Genomic DNA, 21811 nt, shown 5'->3' on the forward strand with positions numbered 1-21811 from the left:
GTGATCGGTTTCAAGGAGGCGGTGCAGCGGTGCCTGCTCCGGTCGTTCGTCTGGCGCGGGAGAGCGTCGCGCGCCGAGTACTGGTGGTTCGTCCTCTTCCTCATGCTGTGTTCCGTGGGAGCGGCCTTCCTGGCGACCGCGTCCCACTCCGTGCCCATCATCTCCCTCCTCGCCACGGTTCTCTATGTCGGAGCGATCTTCCCCGTCGTGGCGGTGAGCGTGCGCCGGCTGCACGACACGGACCGGAACGGCGCCTGGGTGCTCGTCGGAATGCTCCCGCTGCTGGGCCTCGTCGTCCTCGTCTTCTTCTGCCAGCAGGGTGACCCGATGCCCAACAGGTACGGCCCGCCGCCCTCGGTCGACCCCCTTGTCAGCCCCGCCTACTGATCGCCGCGGGAAACCGTTCACCAACCGACGTGAGGAGCCGACAGGTGCCGCGACTGGCCTTCGCCAACACGTTCTGGGAGAGCTACGACGCACTTGAGAAGCCGGTCAAGGCCGGGGTGCGCAAGGCGATGGAGAAGTTCCAGCGGTTGTCCGTCGCCGAGTTGCACGCCGACAAGGGGCTGCACCTGGAGATGGTGGTGAACGCCCGAGATCCGCGGATGCGGACCATCCGCGTCAACGACTTCTGGCGCGGCGTCGTCCTCGCTCCGGACGACGGCAGTGACGTCTTCCTGCTGCTCAACGTCGTGCCGCACGACGACGCCTACGGCTGGGCGGCCAAGCGCCTCTACACCGTGAACACCGCGACCCGCGCCCTTGAGGTGCGCGACGTGGCGGCGATCGAGCAACTGACGCCGACGTTGGAAAGGGCGGCGGCTCAGGCGCCGACGTTGCTCTTCACCGCTCACTCGGACACCGTGCTGCGCGGCCTCGGCATCGACGACCAGGTGCTGCGGGCGGTGCGGACCGTCGTCGACAAGCCGCAGCTCGAGGCGTTCGGGTCGCTGCTGCCGGAGGACCAGTTCGAGGTGCTCCAGTTTCTCGCGGAGGGGTTCAGCCCGGAGGAGGTGTACCGGGACGTGGTCGGGCTCCGGCGCCCGGCCGCCGCCCGCGGCGACGACGCGGCGGGCGCCGAGAACCTGGCCGCGGCGATCGCCAACAGCGCCAGCCGGATCACGCTGGTCAGCGGGCCCGAGGAACTGGCCGAGATCCTGGCGAAGCCGTTCGCCGCCTGGCGGGTCTTCCTGCACCCCTCGCAGCGCCGGGTCGCCTACCGCGTCTCGTACAGCGGCCCCGCGCAGATCACCGGCGGACCGGGAACGGGTAAGACCGTCGCCGCGCTGCACCGGGTCAAACACCTGCTGTCCCGCTCGCCAGACAGCCGGGTGCTGCTCACCACCTTCACCAACGCGCTGGCCGGCAGCCTGCGGGACAACCTGGCGCTGCTCCTGGACGACGACGAACAGCTGCTGGCGCGGGTGGACGTGACGACCGTCAACGCCTACGCGTACCGCATCGTCACGGAGCTCGGAGGGCGTGCTCCGAGGCCCGTCGGGGACCGGGACGAGCGGCAGGTGTGGCGGCGCGTGATACGCCGGCTCGACCTGCCGTGGACCGAACAGTTCCTGGCGCAGGAGTACCGCCACGTGGTGCTGGCGCAGGACATCCGGTCGGCCGAGGCGTACCTGCGGGTCGTGCGGCGCGGCAGGGGCAGCCGGCTTCCCGAGGCGAAGCGGCCCGAGGTGTGGAGCGCGATCGAGGCGTTCACGGCGGAGCTGAGCGCCGGCGGTGTGGTGACCCACCTCCAGGTGTGCGACCGGGCGGCACGGCTCCTCACCGAGGCCGGCTCGGCGACGGATCGCTACGATCACGTGGTCGTTGACGAGGCACAGGACCTGCACCCGGCCCAGTGGCGGGTGCTCAGGGCCGCCGTGTCGCCTGGCCCGGACGACCTGTTCATCACGGGCGATCCGCACCAGCGGATCTACGACTCCCGTGTGTCGCTCGGCTCGTTGGGCATCGCGGTGCTGGGCCGGAGCAGCCGGCTGCGCGTCAACTACCGCAGCACGGAGGAGATCCTGGTCTGGTCCACCGGCATCCTCGCCGACGCGGCCGTCGAGGACCTCGGTGGAGCGGGCCGCGACAACCTCTCCGGGTACCGGTCGCTGTTGCACGGCAGGCGCCCGCGGACGAGCGGGTACGACGCCGAGGCGGCCGAGGTGGCGGCGCTGGTGGAGCTCGTCCGGGAGCGGCTTGCCCAGGGCATCAGGGCCAGCGAGATCGCTGTCTGTGCGCGCTTCAACGTGCTGCTCGACGCGGTGCGCGACAAGTTGACGGCGGCCGGGATCCCCACCGCGCGGATCAGGGACAACCCCGCGCCGGGCGACGACGGGGTACGGCTGGCGACCATGCATGCCATGAAGGGGCTGGAGTTTCGCTGCGTGGCGGTGGTGGGGGCGACGGCGAGCGCGGTGCCGTTCACCCGCGAAGTGACCCCGGCCGAGGTGGACCGGCTGCAACACGACGCCGACCTGCTGCGCGAGCGCTGCCTGCTGTTCGTCGCCTGTACCCGGGCCAGGGAGGATCTCTCCGTCTCCTGGAGCGGAGCGCCCAGCCCGTTCCTGCCGCGACTCACGCCCGACGGAACTCGTTAGGAAACGGGGAAGGGGTTACTTCCGAGCGATCTGAGTGATGTGCTGGTGCGGATGATGCTTATGCGTGATCGCTCTCCCTCTCGATAAGTGAAATACTTCACTTTGTTCCTGCTGTTCGAATGGGATGACTTTCCGGTCAAGCGGCGGTTGCTTTCCTTGGCCGTGGCGTACCACTATCTGTCGTGAAACTGTTCCCTGCCGAATCGTCCGGCCGGTGGCCGTGCCGATTGCTCGTGTCTTCATACAGGTCAGATGTCGTGAGTCGCCGATTCTCGAACGCGCTTCATCATGCGCTCTGAGGGCGGCTCGATTTCTTGATCTTCCCGCCATCTCTGTCAGTGGTCGCTGTTAGAAAAAATCAACAGGCGAGCCGCATCGGAGGACTCGCCGGCAGCTGAAGGGGCAGGCAGATGTCGCAGGGGAAGCGTGGGGTTCCGGAGGGTTCTGTCTACGTCAGGCCGCATTATCGGCGCCGGCCGAAGCCCGCAGGGAAGAAGCTCGGCGGCTGGACGATCGCCGGGATCGTCGCCGGCGTGTGGCTGTGGGGACAGGTTGTCGGCTTCGGGTCTTCCGAGTCGGACGCGGAGCAGCCGGCCGGGTCGGAGAAGTCCGTGTCCGAGCCGGCGGCACGGTGAGCACCGTCTCTCGGCCGCGCCTGCGGAAGCCGCGCGGCAGGCATGAGCGCGTCGCCGCCACCGCCGTCGCGCTCGCGGCGGCGGTGCTGGTGGCCCAGATGGCCGTCGCGGCCTGGCACGTGGTGCTGGGCGCCTGGCCGGCGTTGGTCGTCGTGGTCGTGGGTGGTCTTCTCTACGGGGTGCGGCGCGCGTTCCGCTTCGCGCGGGCGGAGCGGACGCGGGCCGCCATGCTCGCCCGGCTACGCATCCCGCTCGCCGAGATCGACGCCATGGACGACGGGCAGTTCGAGCACGCTCTGCGTGACCTGCTTATCCGGGACGGCTGGACGGCCCGTCACGTCGGCAGGAAGGGAGACCAGGTCGCGGACGTCATCGGGGACCACCCTCGGCGCGGCAGGATCGTCATCCAGGCCAAGCACACGCAGGTGGGCGCCAAGGTGGGCTGTTCCGTCATGTACCAGGTCAACGGGACGGCGGGCCCGGTCCACAGGGCTGATGTGGGGGTGGTGGTCACCAATGGCGGCGTCACCAGCGATGCCATGCGCTGGGGCGACCGCCATCGGGTTCTCTGGACGGACCGGGATCGGCTGCGCTCCTGGGCCGAACGCGGCGTCCCTCTCCACGATCTGCTGCGACTACCTGAGCGTCCCTCGCGACGTCCCCGGCGCCTGGCCGGAGGCTGACGGGTCGGACGCGGCTCAGGCCGGCACGCGGAAGTCAGGGTGGTCGAGGTGGTCCATCACGGCCTGGTGGGCCCGCCAGCCGTCGGGAAACTTGGGCGGGACGTCGAGGTGGACGGGCTGGGAGGAGGGGTGGCGGTCGAGGAGCGTCCGGATGCCGGCCCGGGCGACCACGACGCACATGTGTCGGTGCCGGGAGAGGAGGACGCACAGCCGGCCGGTCTCCAGATGGAAGGCGCTGGCGTCGGCCCGGCCGGACAGGGGATGCCAGACCAGCGTGACATCGAACTCGCGGCCCTGCAGCTTGTTGGCGGTGTCGACCGTGACGCCGCTCAGTTCCGGGGCGAGATGGGCGCGGACGGCCTCGGCCTGGTCGTTGTGGGCGACGCCGATGGCGATGCGCGCCGGGACGAGGTCGCGGCCGTCCGGGGCCTGGTCGCAGCGGGTTCTGGTACCGCGGCCGAGGAGGCGGCGGGCGAGAGCGGCCAACGCTGCGGCGACGTCGCCGTCGGTGCGGAGTGTGTGGCGTGCGGGCAGCTCCAGATAGCCCCAGCCGGAGGCGGCGGCCTGCTCCAGGACGCGGTCCAGCGGGCCGGAGCGCAGCGCCGGGGCGGTGAGCTCGGCGCCTCGGTCGCTGTCCGTCGTGCCGGAGGTGAAGGCGGTGAACGGGTAGAAGGCCCGCTCGATGAGGGGCGCGGCGGTGGCGGGCAGCCGCCAGGAGACGGGAAGTTGACGGGTGGGCATGTCGGCGTTGTGGGCGAGGGAGACGTCCACGGCGTTGCGCAGCGGGTCCCAGGTCAGGCCGGTCCAGCGTTCGGTCTCGACGGTGGCGAACGGGTCCAGCTGACCGGGGTCGCCGACAAAGAGCGCCCGGTCGAAGAGCCCGGCGCAGCGCAGCAACGCGTCGGAGCGCATCTGGTACGCCTCGTCGACGATGGCCCAGGCCCACGGCTGATCCTGAGGCGCCCTGACGTGGCTCCACTTGGCGGCGGTGGCGACGATGATCCGCGGCAGCGCGTCGATGTCCCCGAGCTCGTCGAGCCTCCGCGCGCCGGTGACGTTGTCGAGCCGGGCGACGCGCTCCGGCAGGGTGCGGTCGCCGCCCAGCAGCCGGCCGATGCGCAAAGGGTCCCCGCTCCGCGGGAACGTGGCGAGGCGTTCGGCGAGGTCGTCGACCTGCTCGTTGGTCTGGGCGACGATCATGACGCGCCCGATGCGGGCCGCGAGATGGTGGGCGGCCCGGACCACGAGGGTGGACTTGCCGGCGCCGGGCGGCGAGTCCACGACGACGCCGCGTTCGGTGATGTCCAGATCGTCGAGCACTCGGGCGACGGCCGCGTCGGCGAGGGCGCCTGGCGCGGGGGTGGTGGCGGAGGCGGGAGTCACGTTGGTGGTCACGGCCGGCGGCCTCCTCATTCCCACGCCTCGTCGGCGTCGTCCTCGGTCGGGGTGTAGGGCACGGGTGGCCCGCCGTGGGTCCAGGGCGTGTTCTCCTCCTCGGGGAAGGAGGGGGGACTGTAACGGGTGTCGAGAGCGGTGTAGCACAGCAGTTCGCCCGGTTCCGGAATGCATCCGGGCGGTGCGGGTGGTTTCCGCTTACGAGCGAGGCCGCCGGTCAGCTCCAGGTCCACCTCGGCTCCGCCGCCGGGCAGTTCGCGGATGGCGAGGACCGTGGCCGGCTGGTCCTTGCGGGTCGGGCTTCTCACCTCCTCGCCGGACCGGATACGCGACGGCGGGGCGTCCGTGCGGAGGGTGACGAGCGGGCGGAAGAGTGCCTGCTTCGGACCGGGCACCATGCGCTCGGGGTCGGTGGCGGTGACCTCGCCGCTGAACGCGTCGCCCGAGAGTTCGTGTTCCGCCATCACCAGCGGGTCGTCGTAGGCGCGGTCGATGGCGTAGCGGGTGGCGGCGTCTTCCAGCCGAGCCAGTCGACGTGCCGCGCCGACCGCGTGGTCGCGGCGGGCCTGGGGGAGGCCACTCTCGGCGAGGTAGGCGGTGTAGTCAGTGAAGCGCGTGCGGTCCAGATCCCAGCGTCGGGCCACCGAGGCCCCGGGCGGCAGCGCGTTCAGCAGGTCCACGCCCCGCCACATCAGCTCCCAGGTCGGCTCCAGTTGGGACGGAGCAGGTCCGCGATCTGGCGGCGCAACGCCGTCTGGCGCGGCTGCGACGGCGCGCCGTCGCGCGCGGTCAGGAGCTCTTCCAGGGTGCGGTCGAAGGTGGGGTCGGTGGTGGGCCCGGCCGGGGGCCAACGCGCCGGGTCCTCGGCGAGCCGGGCGGCGTCGTGGCCGTCCTTGCCGGGTGGCGGATCGATCCAGCCGAGGAGGGCGGCGAGATTGCCGTCCTCGACGCCGCTCTGTCCCGTGGCCCAGTGGGCGCCCAGGGCCTCGGTGACGCTGAGCAGGACGCTGCTCCCGGGGAACTCGGCCCGGTCGGCGAACCAGGTCAGCCACTTGCCGAGGAGCGGCACGGACGGATGGACGGCGTGCGGGCCCTCGGTGCCGCGGAACCGCGTCGAGCGTCCCAGCAGCCGCAGGAAGGCGATGCCTCCGACGTTCGGCACGAGGAGCTGCGGGGCGTCGGTGAAGCGCCGCAGCGTTGCCTTGACTCCGTCCCGCCGTCCGGCGTACTCCTCGCTGTCGTGAGTGAAGGACGTCAGGTAGGGCAGGACCAGGGCCGCCAGGTCGGCGGCGAACCGCAGGCGTTCTGCGCGGTCGCGCGGCTGCGCGACGACCAGCAACTCGGGCTCGTCGCGCTCGGTGCCGGCGAGCGCGGCGAGGGGGGCGCATGCCTCTCCCGCGAGCCCGACGGGGATGAGGACGAACGGGCGGGCCGCCAGATGGTTGTGCCGCACGGTGGTCAGCGGCTCGGCCCGCCCGGTGGCGGCCGCCCGCAGCGTGGCGTAGGTGGTCAGCACGCTCACGACGCCTCCGGGAGGTGACGCGCGCGGAGTTGTGCCGCGGCGCGGAGTCGCTCGACGACCTCCCGCTGGTCCGCGGCAGGTTCGGCCAGGCTGTCGGCCGCGCGCAGAGCGGTGGTGGTGTTGTCCAGCCCTGGGAGGTCGTCGCGAACGGACGTGCCGAGCCTTTCGGGCTGCCCGGCGGCGAACGCGGCGTCGCGGCAGTGTCGGGAGATCTCGCAGAAGTGCAGGCAGGTGGGCCGGTAGAGGTAGTCCAGGGACGTCAGGGTCCGGGTCAGGCGGTCGGTGGGGACGTGGGGCCGCTGGTCATCGTCGGTGGAGAGATCGAAGGTGGCGTCGGCGGGTAGCGCGGCGGCGTGCTCGCCGGCTCGGCCGAGCCGGTCGATCTGGTAGGTGACGGCGTCGAGCTGCTGGCGCAGGTCGATCAGCCGGCCGTAGGGACGGTTGCCGAAGTCCTTCGGGCAGACCAGCAGGAAGCGGTCCGCGACCTGCTCGGGCGCGGCGCCGAGCGCAGCGAACATGCGTCGCAGCGCGAGCACATAAACGGCCGCCTCCTTGGCCGCCTCGGCCACCTTCCGGGGGTCGGCCTGGCCGTCGATGGCGGAGAAGGACTTGATCACCACGATGTGGAACCGGTCGCCGACGCGGTGGGTGAGAGCGTCCGGTTCGAGGTAGGCGGTCTGTCCGCCGATGTCGAGCGTCAGCAGCGGATGGTCGAGGATTACCCGGCTGTCCTTCTCGACGATCAAGCTTCTGAGGAGAGTCCTGGTCTGGCGGGCGCGGATCCCCGGAGCGGTGTCCTGATCCCCTTCGACGTCGGTGAGGTCCGCGACGCGCGCCTCCTCCACCGGAGCGTCGAGTTCGGCGCGGAGCAGGGTGATCAGCTCGGCGTATCCGTTGGCCTTGACCAGCTGCGCGAAGGCGTGGGCGCGGGTAAGGGCGAAGGGCGACTGGGCATAGGCGTCGGGGTAGCCCAGGCGTCGGGCGAGCTTGGCCTTGTCGATCCCCGCCGCGTCGAGGACCGCTCGCCGGGAGCAGCCCGGGTTCGCCGTGAGCGCGGCGATCTTACGTGCGTTGTACGGCTGCGGCTCTGACGGACCGCGCAGGCCGGCCAGGCGGTTGCCCGCCGACGGCCTGTTGGGCGGTAAGGGCATGACGTTTCCTGAAAGTCTGCAAGGTCGGTACTGCGGGGACCGCGGGAAATGTGCCGAAGGCTACCGGTGCTCGGCCGGCGCCGCGGCGATTCCCAGCCGAGGAGCACCAAAAAGTTGCTGAACGTCCGGAAGTTGGTCCCGGGTCCGGACCGCTGCCTCACGTCGTTCCGCGGCGTCGGCGTCCGCGTGCACGCGGACCTCGCCCGCGGCGCGCTCCGCCACTCTTTCGGGGTCGGGTGGGTCCGAACCGTCGTCGGCCCCCGGAACGTTGACGGCGAAGCGGCGCAACAGCCGCCAGGCGTGCGCCCCGGGGTCGCGGCCGTCCGCGCGGACGCGCTGGATCTCCTCCGCGACGCGGATGGCGTGGGTGAGGAAGTCGACGCGTGGGCTGAGGGGACCGATGATCCTCCGCTCCAGGGGCCACGTGGACACGGCGAGCAGGCCGCGAGCGGGACCCAGACGGTCGTGAGTCAGGGCGGCGCAGACGTAGTACGGCCGGGCGTAGGGCTGGGCGTTGAAGGATCTCTCCTCGTCGCGGCGGAGCGAACCGAGCTTCGTGGTGACGATCGGGCCGGTGAGGAACGCCTCGTGCGCGGCCGAGATCAACTTCGGGCTGGCTGGCGCGCCGAGCAGCGTCAGCGCCTGGTGGGCCTGTTCCCTGACGGGGACGGACATCCCCGAGGGCGGGGCGGCTGAGGCGGTCGGGCGCGGCGGCTCCGGACCCCGTGTGGCAGCGACGTCCGCCTCGCCGGCCTCGCGGTCCAGGGCGTCCTCCCAGGCCGCGTTGACCTCGCGCAGCTCGGCACGCAGCCGTTGCCTGGCCGACTTGTCGCCCGTGCGGGACGCCTCCCGCACCTGCGCCCGGAGGTCAGCCATGCGGGCTTCGAGTTCGTCCACTGACTGTGACACGAGATCACCCTACCCGCCATCGGGGGTCCTGCCAATGTTCTCCTCTCCTACCCTCTCTTCTCCTAAGAATTCCAATCTTCTCCAATGTTGAGCTATGCTGATGGAACGTCAGCGTTCAGCTCCTCGGACGAAGGTGAGATTCGTGATGCCGCCCCGCACCTCTTCGCGCACCCTGTACCGCCTCCAGGGCGTCCAGCCCACCGTGGACGCCATGTTCGACGCCCTCGACGAGGCCCGACTGCTCGACACCGCGGCGGACTTCCGGGTGATCGAGACCCTGGGCGTGCCCGCGCTCGGCGTCACCGGCCGCTTCGAGCACGACCTGGCCCCGTGGTGCCCCGACTTCGCACGGCTCACGGACTGGTTGGTCTCCCATCCCGACTACCGAGGGGCGGCTGCCCTCTTTCTCGCCATCGACGGGGAGGTCTACGCGGTCGGCTTCGGCGCCGGCTTCCGGCTCGTCCCCGATCAGTACAAGGACCGTCGGTTCGGTCTGCGGTACGTCATCAGGACCGTCAACCCGGACGTCATCAGCGGGCTGGTGACCCACCGGCCGGGTCAAGGACGCACCGACGCCACCATGGTCCCGGGCGGCGCGCCGCTCGCGGCCCTCAGGATCGAGGAGTACCACCAACTCGTCCGGCGCCTGCGAGGACATTCCAGCGACGACCGCCTGACCGGCCCGCGCGGCCGTCTCGCGGACGGAGGCTGCGGCCTGCGACTTTCCCTGGGAGCCGACCCGGAGACCCTGGTCGCCGACATCGGGGAGATCGGACGCGTCATCCGCGACGAATCCCCGGACCCGCGGTTCGCGTTCGTCGAGAACCTCGCGCCGGTGGAGGATCGAGCCGGGATCGCTGAGCTCGATGGACGGCTGGACGACATGCTGGGTGAGCTGGGCACGCCGCGGGCGACCATCGCCGTGCCGACCGAGCGCTGGTCGGACTACGAGCGGGCGAAGGCGTTCGGCGTCCGCGTCAACAGCACGGAGGAGAGGACCAGCACCGAGCTGGACCTCGACTACCTCCTTCACCGCACCCGGGTGCAGCGACAGGGGCGCCGCGTGACCGCGCTTCGCGAGGGCATCGTCTCGCTGTACGCGCACGAGCGCGCGGCGCCGAGCGACCGCCTGACCCGCGATCGGGCGCTGCGCTGGCTCGAGGCCGAGATCGGGTTGGGCCCTCGCCGCTTCTTCCTGCTGGAGGAGGACTGGTACGAGGCTGATCAGGCGTACCTCGCCTCCATCGAGGCAGCCGTGTGCCGTCTGATTCCGCCTGTGCCGTCCCTGGACCTGCCGGCCTGGCCGGAAGGGAACGACGAGAAGGACTACAACCGGCTCGTGCCCGTCGAACGCCCCGGCTTCGTCTGCCTGGACCGGGACAACGTGCGGACTCGGCTGCACCGCGGCAACGGCGTGGAGGTCTGCGACCTGCTGGCCCCCGACGGCACCCTGGTCATGGTCAAGCAGGCGAGTGGCTCAGGGCCGCTCAGCCACCTGTTCAACCAGGGCGTCGTCGCCGTCCAGACCCTGCTCAACTCTCCGGAGGCGCGTGAGGGGTTCGCTCATAAGGCAGCTGCCGTTCCGGTGGACTACCGGCCGAAGAAGGTCGTCTTCGCCATCCTTCTCAAGAGCCGTGCCAACCTCACCCCGAACACGCTCTACCCGTTCTCCCAGATCACGCTCGTGCACACGGCCCGGACCCTGGAGTCCTGGGGCGTGTCGGTGGAAGTCATCGGTATCCCGCGGGCGGACGCCGTCGAGGGCGAGGCTGCCCGGCGCCACGTCGCATAGCGGGCGTCGCGACCCCGGGTGGATCGCCGATCGTCGCGATCGCAGGTACCCGGACCACGCGGGTCCGTGGCTCGTGCGGGACGGGGTGGGGGGCTCAACTGGCAGCCGGTGACAGGGGCGAAACGTTTGCTGTCCGAGTTGCGCGAATCTGGCTGCGGGGGGCGTCACTCAGTACTAACAGCGCATCACCTAACCCTTGCGCCTCGGGCGTGTGCTCCGTAACGTCCGGTTCCGAACGGCTCACCCCCCACGTTTCGGAGCCAGGACCATGTCACGCATGCCACGTGCCGCGGGATGGCGGGATGCGCCGCCTCCGCCTCTGACGGGCGTCCGTGGGTGCGTGCCGGCGGTTGCTCCGCGGGGTGAGCGAAGACGGGCGGCCAGCGCCCTGGTAGCGCGGTAGCAAACCCACCCCACGTCCCCCGCCGCGGGTGCGGTGTAGCCACGGCCCTCGTTTCGTCACCACCGCGCCATCGGCCCGCGGTGCGCGTTCACCGGCAACCCAGCGCCCCACGTCATCGGCGGCGCCGCAGCCCTCCCCACGATCAAGGATTGCCATTGACTACCCCGAGCGCGGAAGAAACTCCCCCACGCGCGTCCGCGAAACGCGGTCGAGGGATGACCGTGCGCGCCCGCCTGGCGGCGGTCGCGGTCATCGCCATCGGCGCCCTGCTCGCCCTCCTCGCCGTCAACGCCCTCCAGGACTGGCGGCTCTACGACACCCTTCGGGAGGACGCCGCCGTCGGTGACCAGGGAGGCAAGGACAGCCTGCCGCTGTACACCGGCGCCCAGATGGAGCGGAAGGCCACCGCGGTCTACCTGGCCAACCCCAACTCCGAGGCCCGGCAGGCGCTGGAGGAGGCGCGGGGCACCACCGACCAGGGCGTCCAGATCTTCCGCAGCCTCGAACAGTCGGAGCTGGCCACCGACCACCCCGACGACTGGGGCTTCGTGGAGCGGGTCCTCACGCAGCTGGACCGCATGCCGGAGGTGCGCCAGCAGGCCGACAACCAGGCGGGGGAGCCGGCGGAGCTGATCGGCTACTACACCGAACTGCTGGCCCAGATGGTGCAGTTCTACCAGTCCCTCTCCACGATCGACGAGGCGGAGATCGCGGCCGAGGGCCGGCCGCTGGTCGGGCTCTTCTGGGCCGCCGAGGGCCTGGCGGTGGAGGACATGCTCATCGCGGAGGCCCGCGCCTCCGGCGGGATGAGCGCGGAGCACCGCCGGCAGTTCGCCGAGGCCTACGGCACCCAGCGGGTGATGTACGAGCGGTGGATCGTGCCCTACCTGCCGCCCGAATCGCAGCAGGTGTACGACCAGATCACCGCCAGCGAGCCCTGGCAGGCGATGCAGCAGATCGAACGGGCGGTGATCAGCGCGCCGGCCTCCGGGGAGAACGGCACGGTGGAACTGCCGCCCGAGGCGGCCGGGTGGGACGCCGCGTACGGTCAGGTCGCCCAGCAGATGGGGCAGTTGAACCTGGCGCAGACCGAGGCGATCCTCGTCACCGCCGACCGGATCGCGGACGACATCCGGGAACGGGCGCTGTGGCAGACCGGCGGCAGCCTGGCCGCCATTCTGCTGATCGCCGTCCTCATCGTCGGAGTGATCCGGTCCATCACCAAGCAGCTGCGCCGGCTCACCAGCAGCGCGCAGCGGGCCGCCAAGCGGCTGCCCGAGGTGGTCGAGGAGCTCCGGGAGGGCCGACCGGTCGACGCGCAGGCCGAGTTCCCGCCGCCCAGCGAGGCGCGGATGGAGTTCGCCGCCCTGCACCGGGCGCTCGCCGCCTCGCAGCGGACCGCCGTCGAGATCGCCGCCGCGCAGGCCGCCGACCGGCGAGGCTTCACCGGCTTCGTCGCCTCCACCAGCGGGCGCGCGCTGAACCTGGTCGAGCTGCAGCTCAACCTCCTCGACGACCTGGAGCGGAAGCACGGCAAGAGCCCCGAACTGCTCACCGACCTGATCGCCATCGACCAGCGGGGCGTGGCCACCCGCCGGCACCTGGACAACATCCTGACGCTGGCCGGCTTCGAGAAGCAGCCGTACCACACGCCCATGTCGCTGGCCGACCTCGTGCACGACGCGGCCGCCGAGACCGACGACCCGCAGCGCGTCAACAACAAGGTGCGCGACCAGATCCTGGTCCGCCCCGAGGTGGTCAACGGCCTGATGCACGTGCTGGCCGCGCTCCTCGACAACGCGCTGCAGTTCTCCGGCGACGAGGTGCGGGTGGTCAGCCGCACCCCCGTGCACGGCATCGCCATCGAGATCGAGGACATGGGCACCGGCATGGCCCTGGAACAGTACGAGCAGGCCAACGCGATGCTCGACGATCCGCCGGCCTTCGACTCCATGGCCCAGAACCACGACGGCCGCCTCGGTCTCTTCGTGGTCAGCCGCCTCGCCCGGCAACACGGCCTGCGGGTGCGACTGCGGCCCTCCGACTACGGCGGCACCATGGCCGTGGTGCTGGTGCCGCACGCCGTTCGCGCTCCCCAGCAGGAGCAACTCCAGGAACCGCGGCAGGAGCAGACGCAGGAGCAGGGCCTGCCGCGCCGCGGCGAGCCGGCACCGCGCGCCGACTCGGCACCGCCGCCGCAGGACCTCCGTGGCCAGCAGGACGACCGGGCGCAACAGAACGAGTGGCCCGAGCCGGCCGAGTGGCCTCAGCAGAACGGCCAGCAGAACGGCCAGCAGAACGGCTGGCCGCGGCAGGCCCCGGCGGCTCCGGAGCCGAGTCCCGCGCCCGCCCCCCGGACGACGCAGAGCATCCGGTCGTTGCGGAACATCAGGGCGCATCAGCAGGCCGCCGCCACGCAGCACGAGCCGCGCGAACCGCACGAGCCGCGCGAACCGCGTTCCCCGCTCGCCATCGCGCCGCGGACCGGCCAGCCCGGCGAGCCCATCCGGCTCGACGCCAACGGCGCTCCGCTGCTGCCGCGACGGCAACCCGGGAGCCACATGGCGTCCGCCCTGGCCACGCCCACGGCCCCGCCGCCCCGCACGTACGCCCCGGTCAGCGAGGAAGCCGCGGACCAGGTGGCCGCCTCCTGGGGCGCGTTCCAGGAGGGCACGCGCGCCGCTGAGTACGACAACACCATCGCATAGGAAGACCCGCCTCATGACGACGCAGAACCCAGCGGTACAGAAGCTCCTGGACGAGAAGATCAGGGACATCGCCGGCGTGCGCGGCGCGGTCGTCTTCTCCGAGGACGGACTGGTGCTCTATGCGAGCGGGGTGCAGGAGGACTTCGCCCAGCGGCGGGCCGCCGTGGCGTCCTCGCTGGGCAGCATCGCCGACCACGTCGCCTTCGAGGAGCAGGCCGGTGCCGTCAAACGAACCCTGATCGACATGGAGGAGGGCTACGTCATCGTGGCCCGTTGCGGTCAGCGGTCCCAGATCGCGGTCAGCGCCTCCCACACCGCCAACCTCGGCACCGTCGGCTACGAACTGTCGCTGCTCGCCACGCGCCTGGCGCCGGTGCTGGACGCCGAGCAGCGGCAGCCCGTGCCCGGAGGGAAAGCCTGGTGAGTGGGCCGGGCCCGTTCTTCCCTTCGGACTTCCCCCCGGAGCGGTTTCCCCCCGACCGCCACTCCGACCGCCACTCCGACCGCCACCCCGCCGGCGGGCCGGGTCTGCCCGACCGCGACGCCGACCGCCACGCGTACTCGCCCGACCGCCGGTCCCGCGTCTGGTCGGTGACCGGCGGTCGGGTGCACGACGTGGACTTCACCGACATCCGCATCGACACGCATGTCACCACGCTGCCGGGTGCAGGGCCTCCGCCGCCCGGCTCGCAGTACACCCACGTGCTCGCGCTCTGCCGCACCACGCTCGCCGTCGCCCAGCTGGCGAGCCAGCTCGGCGCGCCCGTCAGCGTGACCGCCGCGGTCGTGGCCACGCTCCGCCACCACGGTCTCGTCGAAACCCGCTCCCCCCTGGACATGACCGGCGACACCGTGGTCACCCACGCCCTACTCGAACGAGTAAAGAAGGGTCTCCTCGATGCCATCTAGGCCCGTGCCCGACTCCATGAAGATCCTCGTGGCGGGGGGTTTCGGCGTCGGCAAGACGACCTTCGTGGGCGCCGTCAGCGAGATCGTGCCGCTGTCGACGGAGGCTCCGCTGACGGTCGTCAGCGAGCCGATGGACGACACCAGCCAGGTCCCGACGAAGACCACCACCACGGTGGCGCTCGACTTCGGCCGCCGCACGCTGGGCGACGACATCGTGCTCTACCTCTTCGGCACCCCGGGCCAGGACCGGTTCTGGTTCATGTGGGACGACCTGGTCCGCGGCGCCATCGGCGCGATCGTGCTGGCGGACACCCGCCGGATGGACGACTGCTTCCCCGCGGTCGACTTCTTCGAGCAGCGCGGGGTGCCGTTCATCGTCGGCATCAACGACTTCCCCGGCTCGTACGCCTATCCCGCCGACTCGGTCCGCACCGCGCTGCAGATCTCCGAGGACATCCCGGTCGTCAGCCTGGACGCGCGCGACCCGGGGTCGACCAGGGACGCCCTGGTGGCGCTCGTCGACTACCGCCTCCGCTCTGTCACCGCGGTGTAGCACCTGTAGCACCTGTAGCACCCCTTCCCCGCCGGGACTCCTCGCAGCACAGAAAGGCCATACGGAAAGGCCACCATGACGACCACCACCGCCCCCACGCCGACGTCTCCCTACGACATCTACTCCGACCAGGTCCTGGAGGACCCGTATCCCGTCTACGCGGACCTGCGCGAGACGGGCCCGGCGGTCTGGCTGCCCAACGTCGCCAAGGGCGTCTGGGCCCTCACCCGCTACCAGGAGGTCCACGAGGCCCTCAGGGACGGCGACACCTACCGCAGCCGCGACGGCGTCGCCCTGACCGACCTGGTCAACGAGCAGTTCCTCAACGCGTCGGTGCTCGGCAGCGACGGCGAGGCCCACAAGCGGCTGCGGAAGCCGCTGTCCCGGCAGCTCAACCGCAGCTCCATACGGAAGCTGACCGAATGGGTCGAGCGGACCGCCGACCAGCGGGTCGCCGAGTACGTCGCGCGCGGCACGTTCGACGCCGTCGAGCTGGCGCAGACCCTCGTCGCCGACATCGTGATGTCCCTGATGGGGCTGCCGGGCCAGACCCGGCAGGAGCTGATCGAGAAGGCCGCCACCATCTTCGACAGCCTCGGCCCCGACAACCAGCGCATGCAGCAGGCGCTCCCCGTCACCGGGGCCATGATGGGCTTCCTCGCCCAGCAGGTCACCCGCGAGACGGTGGCCGAGGACTCGTGGATGAGCGCCATCTACGCGGCGGCCGACGCCGGCGAGGTCGAGGAGCACGATGTCGTGCTGCTGATGGCCGCCTACGTCACCGCCGGGATGGACAACACGATCTTCGGCATGACCAGCGCCATCGAGCAGCTCAGCAGGCACCCCGGGCAGTTCGACCAGCTGCGCGCCGAGCCCGATCTCGCGGAGAACGCGGCCCACGAGGCGCTGCGCCTCGAGTCCCCGATCCTCGCGTTCGGCCGCCGGCTGTCCCGCCCCGTCACCATCGGCGACGCCCACCTGGACAAGGACTCCCGGGTGGTGCTCATGTACGCCTCCAGCGGCCGCGACGAGCGGAAGTGGGGGCCGGACGCCGACACGTTCCACATCGACCGCGCGGACGCCGCCGACCACCACGCCCTCGGCGACGGCCCGCACATCTGCCCCGGCAACCACCTGGCCGTCCTGGAGATGCGCAGCATCCTCGCCGCCCTCGCCAGGCACTGCAGCCGCATCGAGGTGACCGGCGAGCCCTACCGTGGCCTCAACAACCTGCTCCGCGGCTGGGCCCACCTCCCGGTCACCGTCACCCTGGCCTGAGCTGGGCTGGGTTGGTTTGATCTGGACTGAGCTGACTGAGTCTTTTTCAACCAGATTGCACGGGACTGATCCAGTCTGAACCGATACCCGCGGCCGCCCACCACGGTCCTCATTCCGTGGTGGGCGGGCCGTGGTGGGCGGTCAGGGCTGTCGTGGGCGGGTGCCGTCGAGGGCGATGGTGAGGATGCGGTCCCGCTGCGCGTCGTCGGTGACGCGGGCGGCCGTGATGCCGCTGATCAAACGCAGCAGGTCGTCGAAGCCGAGGTCCTCGCGCACCTCGCCGGCGCGCTGGGCGCGGGCGAGCAGCGGCTCGCCGGCCGCGTAGATGGAGGTGCGGCAGGTCGCCACGATCTCGGAGTCGCGGCTGAGCGCCTCGTAGATGGCGCGCTTCGTCGCCGAGTAGCTGACGAAGCGGCGCAGCCAGCTGGCCAGGGCCTCCCACGGGGGCAGCTCCGCGGCCTCCTCCGCGGACCGGCACAGCTCCTCGACCTCGCCGACGTACACCGCCTCGAAGAGGTGCTGGCGGGTCGGAAAGTTCCGGTAGAGCGTGCCGATGCCCACGCCCGCGCGGCGGGCGACGTCCTCCAGCGACGCGTCGGTGCCGTGTTCGGCGAACGCCTCGCGAGCCGCTCGGAGCAGGGCGTCGAAGTTGCGCCGGGCGTCGGCGCGCCGCGGTCGCCGCACCGCGCCGGCCAGCCCCGTTGCGGGGTCTCCCATGGCGGTCTCCTGAGCCGGGTTGTAATCGGAGGGGTGCCTCCGCTATTGTGGAGGCATGCCTCCACTTTAACAGGTGACGGCTGGTTCGTCGTGCCACAGCGCCGCGGCACGGGCGCGGCCTCCCCGGACGGGCCGCGGGGCACCACGTCCCGCCCGTCCGATCCCGACCATCTCGCCTTCCCACCCTCCCGCTCGTCGCTGGCCGGCTCCGGCATGCCCACCGCCGCCCCCGGCCGGGACGGCGCTCCTTCCCTTACGAATCGTCCTTCACGAATCGTCCTCTGCGAAAGAACCCTCACGTGAAACGAACGCACCACCAGCTCACGTTCGCCGTTCTGGCGGTCGGCGCCGGCGTCTTCGCGCTCCTGCAGTCGATCATCGCGCCGGCGCTGCCGGTCATCCAGAGCAGTCTGGGCACGAGCCAGTCCACGGTCACCTGGGTGATGACCGCCTATCTGCTCTCGGCCTCGGTGTTCACCCCGATCCTCGGCCGGGTCGGCGACATCCTCGGCAAGAAGCGCACGCTGGTGGCCGCGACCTCGGCCCTGGCCGTCGGCAGCGTGCTGGCCGCCCTCGCGCCGAACATCGGCGTGCTGATCCTCGCCCGGGTCATCCAGGGCGCCGGCGGGGCGGTTTTCCCGTTGTCGTTCGGCATCATCCGGGACGAGTTCCCGCCGGCCAGGATGGCCGCGGCCGTCGGCACGTTCTCCGCCGTCCTCGCCGTCGGTGGCGGCCTGGGCATCGTGCTCGCCGGACCCGTGGTCGAGACCCTCGACTACCACTGGCTGTTCTGGCTGCCCGCGATCGTCGTCACCCTCTCGACGCTGGCGGCGTACCTGGTCGTCCCCGAATCGCCGATACGCAGCCCGGGCCGCGTCAACTTCACGGCCGCGGCGGTGTTGTCGGCCGCGCTGGTGGCCCTGCTGCTGCCCATCAGCCAGGCGTCCTCGTGGGGCTGGGGCTCCGCCCGGGTCGTCGGACTGCTGGTGCTGGCGGCGCTGCTCTTCGTGCTGTGGGTGGTCGTCGAGTCGCGGTCCGCCAGCCCGCTGATCGACATGCGGATCATGCGGCAGCCGGTGGTCTGGCGGACCAACCTCACGGCGCTGCTGTTCGGCGCGGGCCTGCTGTCGATGTTCGTGTTCGTCCCGCAGTTCGCCCAGACCCCGCCGAGCACCGGCTACGGCCTGGGCGCCAGCGTCACGGAAACGGGCCTGCTGATGCTCCCCATGACCGTCACCATGTTCGTCGGCGGACTGCTCAGCGGCCGGATCGAGCACCGGTTCAGCGCCCGGGCGCAGCTCGCCGCCGGTTCGGCCTTCGGCGCCCTGTCCGGCCTGGCGTTGACCACCTGGCACGACGGGCGCTGGCAACTCGCGGTCGCCGCCGCCCTCTTCGGGCTCGGCGCCGGTCTGGCCTACTCCGCCATGACCAACCTGACGGTCCGCAGCGTCCCCGCGCACCAGACCGGCGCCGCCAGCGGCATGAACGCCAACATCCGCACCGTCGGCGGCTCGATCGGCGCCGCGGTGATGAGCAGCATCGTCGCCGGTCATCTGGGCGAGGGCGGCCTGCCCCGGGAGAGCGGCTTCACCAGCGGCTTCGCGATGCTGACCGCCATGTGCCTGGCCGCCGTCGTGGTCGCCCTGTTCGTGCCGGCCGCGGGCCGGACCCGGCCGGCGGCCGGCACGAGCGCCGAGACCGGAGCCGAGACCGGAGCCGAGACCGGAGCCGAGACGGGCGCCGAGACGGGCGGCTCGCCGGTGGGCCAGTCTCGGCCGGCGGGGGCCCGCGTCTGATCCTCGGGCATCGGCGGGCTCGCGTTCAGGCGCGGGCCCGCCGGGCTCGCCCGGCCCGTGGGCGGAGGCGGCCCAGGGCCAGCGCGCCGGGTCCGGTACAGGCGAGGAGCAGGAAGGCCCAGGCGTCAAACGCCGGGATCTCGCCGCCGTTGTCGATCGGCCACGGATCGACCTCCGCGTGCACCGTGAAGTAGGCGTACGCCATCTCCCCCGAGCAGAGCAGCGCCACGACGCGGGTGCCGACCCCGAGCATCAGCAGGGCGCCGCCGACGAGTTCGATGACCGCGGCGTAGAAGAGCGGCCACTCGCCCACCTCCACCGTGTCGATCTGGGGCCCGCCGGGCCCGATCTCGTTCGGTCCGGCGGCGGGGCCGATCACGCCGAAGAGGGCACCGAAGCCGTGGCAGGTGAAGAGCAGCCCGACGACGATGCGGAAGAGCGAGAGGACGTACGGGCGGAGGTCGTCGAGCCGGCGGACGAGCCGTTCCGACGGCGCGGTGGCGGGCGCGGTGGGCGTAGCGGGTGCGGGTGCGGGTGCGGCTGGTGCGGGCGCGGCGGGCGGGTGGGACATGGTCGGCCTCCCCGGGATACGTGGGCTGGCTGTCCCGTCAGCCTCGCCCTCCCCCGGCGGGGCCGCCGCGCGTCGTATGACGGGCGGTCAGCGGCCTACGCAACCGGCCGTACCCGCGCCCCGCCGCCTGCTCCCGAGCCCTCCGGACCCCCCTGACCCCCGCCCCAGCAGGGTGAAGCCCTGCCCGATGGCGGCACGAAGAGCGCCGGGCCCGTCGTTGCGAGTTGATCGTTACACGAGACGGTCTCCGGCCGGCAACCTTTCTGCCCCTGCGCGGCGACTTCACATCGCCTTGAACCGGCACCCCCACTGAGGAGGAAACGTGTCTGCTGTGCGAAGAGGCCCTCGGGCACTGATCGGCACGGTGCTCGCGGGCTTCGCCCTCGTCGCCGGGCTCGCCGCGGGGCCACCCGCCGCGACCGCCGTGGCACCCGCCGAGAACGACCCCGAGGTCCTGGCCCAGCTCGAGTCCCTGGACCGCGGGCTGGTCAGCGTGCACGTCGGGGACGACAACCTGGTCAGCTGGCGCTATCTGGCCAGCGATCCCGACGACGTCGCGTTCAACGTGTACCGCGGCGACCTGAAGGTGAACGACCAGCCGATCACCGACTCGACCAACTTCCTGCACCAGGACGCCCCCAACAGCGCCGACTACCGGGTCCGCGCGGTCGTCGGCGGCGTGGAGCAGGAGTTCTCCCCGCACGCCATCCAGTTCCGCCCCGGCTACTACGACGTGCCGATCCAGCCCCCGTCCGGCGGCTCGGTGAACGGCTCCAGCTACACCTACGAGGCCAACGACGCCTCCGTCGGCGACCTCGACGGTGATGGCACGCTGGAGTTCGTCCTCAAGTGGCAGCCGACCAACGCCAAGGACAACTCCCAGTCCGGCTACACCGGCAACACCATCATCGACGCCTACACCCTCTCCGGCGAGCGGATGTGGCGCATCGACCTGGGCCGCAACATCCGCTCCGGCGCCCACTACACGCAGTTCCAGGTCTTCGACTACGACGGCGACGGCCGCGCCGAGGTCGTCATGAAGACCGCCGACGGCACCGTCTCCGGCACCGGCCAGGTGATCGGCAGCTCCAGCGCCGACTACCGCAACTCCGGCGGGTACGTGCTCTCCGGACCCGAGTACCTCACCGTCTTCGACGGCCTCACCGGCGCCGCCCTCGACACCGTCGACTACGTGCCCGCCCGCGGCAACGTCGCGTCCTGGGGCGACGACTACGGCAACCGGGTCGACCGCTTCCTGGCCGGCACCGCCTACCTCGACGGCGAGCGCCCCTCGATCATCATGGCCCGCGGCTACTACACCCGGTCCGTGATCGCGGCCTGGAACTTCCGCGACGGCCAGCTGACCCGCCAGTGGACCTTCGACACCAACAGCTCCACCAACGTCGGCAGGGGCTACGACGGGCAGGGCAGCCACAGCCTGTCCATCGGCGACATCGACCGGGACGGCCGCGACGAGATCGTCTACGGTTCGATGGCCGTCGACGACAACGGCTACGGGCTGTGGACCTCCCGCACCGGCCACGGCGACGCCCAGCACCTGGGCGACTTCGACCTGAACGACCCGGGCCTGGAGTACTTCAAGGTCTCCGAGTCGAGCAGCCAGCCCTCCTCGCTGCGCATCGAGCCCATGAACGGCCAGATCGGCTGGACCACCGGCAGCGGCTCCGACAACGGCCGCGGCGTGGCCGGCGACATCTACGCCGGGAACGCCGGGGCGGAGTTCTGGTCCGCGTCCGACAGCACCCTGCGCAACCTCGCCGGCGGATCCGTCGGCCGCGAACCGTCCAGCATCAACTTCCTCAGCTGGTGGGACGGCGACCTGACCCGTGAGCTGCTGGACGGCACCCATATCGACAAGTACGGCACCGGCGGCGACACTCGGCTGCTGACCGGTTCGAACGTGGCGTCCAACAACGGCACCAAGGCCACCCCCGTGATCTCCGGCGACATCCTCGGCGACTGGCGCGAGGAGGTCGTCTGGCGCACCAGCGACAACAGCGCGCTGCGGATCTACTCCACCCCGTACGAGACCGACTACCGCATCACCACGCTGCTCCAGGACCGGCAGTACCGCACCGGCCTGGCCTGGCAGAACACCGCCTACAACCAGCCCCCGCACCCCAGCTTCTACCTCGGCGCCGGAATGGGCACCGCGCCCCGTCCCTAGC

General features: G+C 71.4%; 18 protein-coding genes. 11 read left to right on the top strand and 7 right to left on the bottom strand.

The genetic code is table 11. The features are described from left to right. The 3 genes from ABGB06_RS14530 (at nucleotide 1) to ABGB06_RS14540 (ending at nucleotide 3918) form a co-directional block, all read left to right on the top strand. Nucleotides 1–387, top strand: coding sequence for a DUF805 domain-containing protein (locus ABGB06_RS14530; RefSeq protein ID WP_347589092.1), 387 nt, complete (start codon nucleotides 1–3; stop codon nucleotides 385–387). A 44-nt stretch (nucleotides 388–431) separates the two neighbouring features. Then, nucleotides 432–2600: a UvrD-helicase domain-containing protein gene (locus ABGB06_RS14535; protein ID WP_347589094.1), complete on the top strand. Its 2169-nt coding sequence runs from the start codon at nucleotides 432–434 to the stop codon at nucleotides 2598–2600. A 631-nt stretch (nucleotides 2601–3231) separates the two neighbouring features. Continuing rightward, complete coding sequence (locus tag ABGB06_RS14540) at nucleotides 3232–3918, top strand: restriction endonuclease (RefSeq protein ID WP_347589096.1); 687 nt, start codon at nucleotides 3232–3234, stop codon at nucleotides 3916–3918. A 15-nt stretch (nucleotides 3919–3933) separates the two neighbouring features. Here the strand turns inward: ABGB06_RS14540 and ABGB06_RS14545 are convergent, their stop codons facing one another. Genes ABGB06_RS14545 through ABGB06_RS14565 form a run of 5 tightly spaced genes read right to left on the bottom strand, consistent with a single transcriptional unit; the run spans nucleotide 3934 to nucleotide 8895 of the window. Continuing rightward, complete coding sequence (locus ABGB06_RS14545; RefSeq protein WP_347589098.1) at nucleotides 3934–5313, bottom strand: helicase; 1380 nt, start codon at nucleotides 5311–5313, stop codon at nucleotides 3934–3936. Between the two features lie 14 nt (nucleotides 5314–5327). Then, nucleotides 5328–5993 carry a hypothetical protein gene (locus tag ABGB06_RS14550; RefSeq protein WP_347589100.1) on the bottom strand — a complete coding sequence of 222 codons (666 nt, stop codon included), beginning with the start codon at nucleotides 5991–5993 and terminating at the stop codon, nucleotides 5328–5330. Nucleotides 5994–6004: 11 nt separating this feature from the next. Next, nucleotides 6005–6835 carry a hypothetical protein gene (locus ABGB06_RS14555; RefSeq protein ID WP_347589102.1) on the bottom strand — a complete coding sequence of 277 codons (831 nt, stop codon included), beginning with the start codon at nucleotides 6833–6835 and terminating at the stop codon, nucleotides 6005–6007. Next, entirely contained in the window at nucleotides 6832–7986 is a 1155-nt protein-coding gene (locus tag ABGB06_RS14560) for a hypothetical protein (RefSeq protein WP_347589104.1), read from the bottom strand. The genes ABGB06_RS14555 and ABGB06_RS14560 overlap by 4 nt, the downstream gene beginning before the upstream one ends. A gap of 60 nt (nucleotides 7987–8046) precedes the next feature. Next, nucleotides 8047–8895, bottom strand: coding sequence for a hypothetical protein (locus ABGB06_RS14565; protein ID WP_347589106.1), 849 nt, complete (start codon nucleotides 8893–8895; stop codon nucleotides 8047–8049). A 145-nt stretch (nucleotides 8896–9040) separates the two neighbouring features. Between ABGB06_RS14565 and ABGB06_RS14570 the strand changes: the two genes are divergently transcribed. From ABGB06_RS14570 to ABGB06_RS14595, 6 genes are all read left to right on the top strand, one after another. Then, nucleotides 9041–10687 (top strand): DUF6119 family protein, encoded by a 1647-nt coding sequence (locus ABGB06_RS14570; protein WP_347589108.1) that lies wholly within the window; start codon nucleotides 9041–9043, stop codon nucleotides 10685–10687. A gap of 618 nt (nucleotides 10688–11305) precedes the next feature. After that, complete coding sequence (locus ABGB06_RS14575) at nucleotides 11306–13798, top strand: nitrate- and nitrite sensing domain-containing protein (RefSeq protein WP_347589110.1); 2493 nt, start codon at nucleotides 11306–11308, stop codon at nucleotides 13796–13798. 13 nt (nucleotides 13799–13811) lie between these two features. Further along, a complete protein-coding gene (locus tag ABGB06_RS14580; RefSeq protein WP_347589112.1) occupies nucleotides 13812–14222 on the top strand; it encodes a roadblock/LC7 domain-containing protein in 411 nt (136 codons plus the stop codon). Further along, entirely contained in the window at nucleotides 14219–14707 is a 489-nt protein-coding gene (locus ABGB06_RS14585) for a DUF742 domain-containing protein (protein ID WP_347589114.1), read from the top strand. The genes ABGB06_RS14580 and ABGB06_RS14585 overlap by 4 nt, the downstream gene beginning before the upstream one ends. After that, nucleotides 14697–15260 carry an ATP/GTP-binding protein gene (locus ABGB06_RS14590; protein WP_347589116.1) on the top strand — a complete coding sequence of 188 codons (564 nt, stop codon included), beginning with the start codon at nucleotides 14697–14699 and terminating at the stop codon, nucleotides 15258–15260. Before ABGB06_RS14585 ends, ABGB06_RS14590 begins: the two co-directional genes overlap by 11 nt. Before the next feature lie 75 nt (nucleotides 15261–15335). Continuing rightward, nucleotides 15336–16538 (top strand): cytochrome P450, encoded by a 1203-nt coding sequence (locus ABGB06_RS14595; protein ID WP_347589118.1) that lies wholly within the window; start codon nucleotides 15336–15338, stop codon nucleotides 16536–16538. 141 nt (nucleotides 16539–16679) lie between these two features. Here the strand turns inward: ABGB06_RS14595 and ABGB06_RS14600 are convergent, their stop codons facing one another. Beyond that, on the bottom strand, nucleotides 16680–17255 hold the full coding sequence (locus ABGB06_RS14600) for a helix-turn-helix domain-containing protein (RefSeq protein ID WP_347589120.1): 576 nt from the start codon (nucleotides 17253–17255) through the stop codon (nucleotides 16680–16682). Nucleotides 17256–17554: 299 nt separating this feature from the next. On the opposite strand from ABGB06_RS14600, the gene ABGB06_RS14605 reads away from it, so the two are divergent. Next, entirely contained in the window at nucleotides 17555–19051 is a 1497-nt protein-coding gene (locus ABGB06_RS14605; protein WP_347589122.1) for an MFS transporter, read from the top strand. A gap of 25 nt (nucleotides 19052–19076) precedes the next feature. On the opposite strand, the gene ABGB06_RS14610 is transcribed toward ABGB06_RS14605, so the two are convergent. Beyond that, nucleotides 19077–19622 carry a DoxX family protein gene (locus ABGB06_RS14610; protein ID WP_347589124.1) on the bottom strand — a complete coding sequence of 182 codons (546 nt, stop codon included), beginning with the start codon at nucleotides 19620–19622 and terminating at the stop codon, nucleotides 19077–19079. 322 nt (nucleotides 19623–19944) lie between these two features. Here ABGB06_RS14610 and ABGB06_RS14615 point away from each other — a divergent pair, with 322 nt between their 5' ends. Further along, the gene (locus ABGB06_RS14615) at nucleotides 19945–21810 is read left to right on the top strand and encodes a rhamnogalacturonan lyase (RefSeq protein ID WP_347589126.1); all 1866 of its coding nucleotides are present in this window, start codon (nucleotides 19945–19947) and stop codon (nucleotides 21808–21810) included. The last annotated feature ends 1 nt before the right edge of the window (nucleotide 21811 follow it).

This window comes from Streptomyces sp. B6B3, assembly GCF_039871525.1.
Taxonomy (GTDB): Bacteria; Actinomycetota; Actinomycetes; order Streptomycetales; family Streptomycetaceae; genus Streptomyces.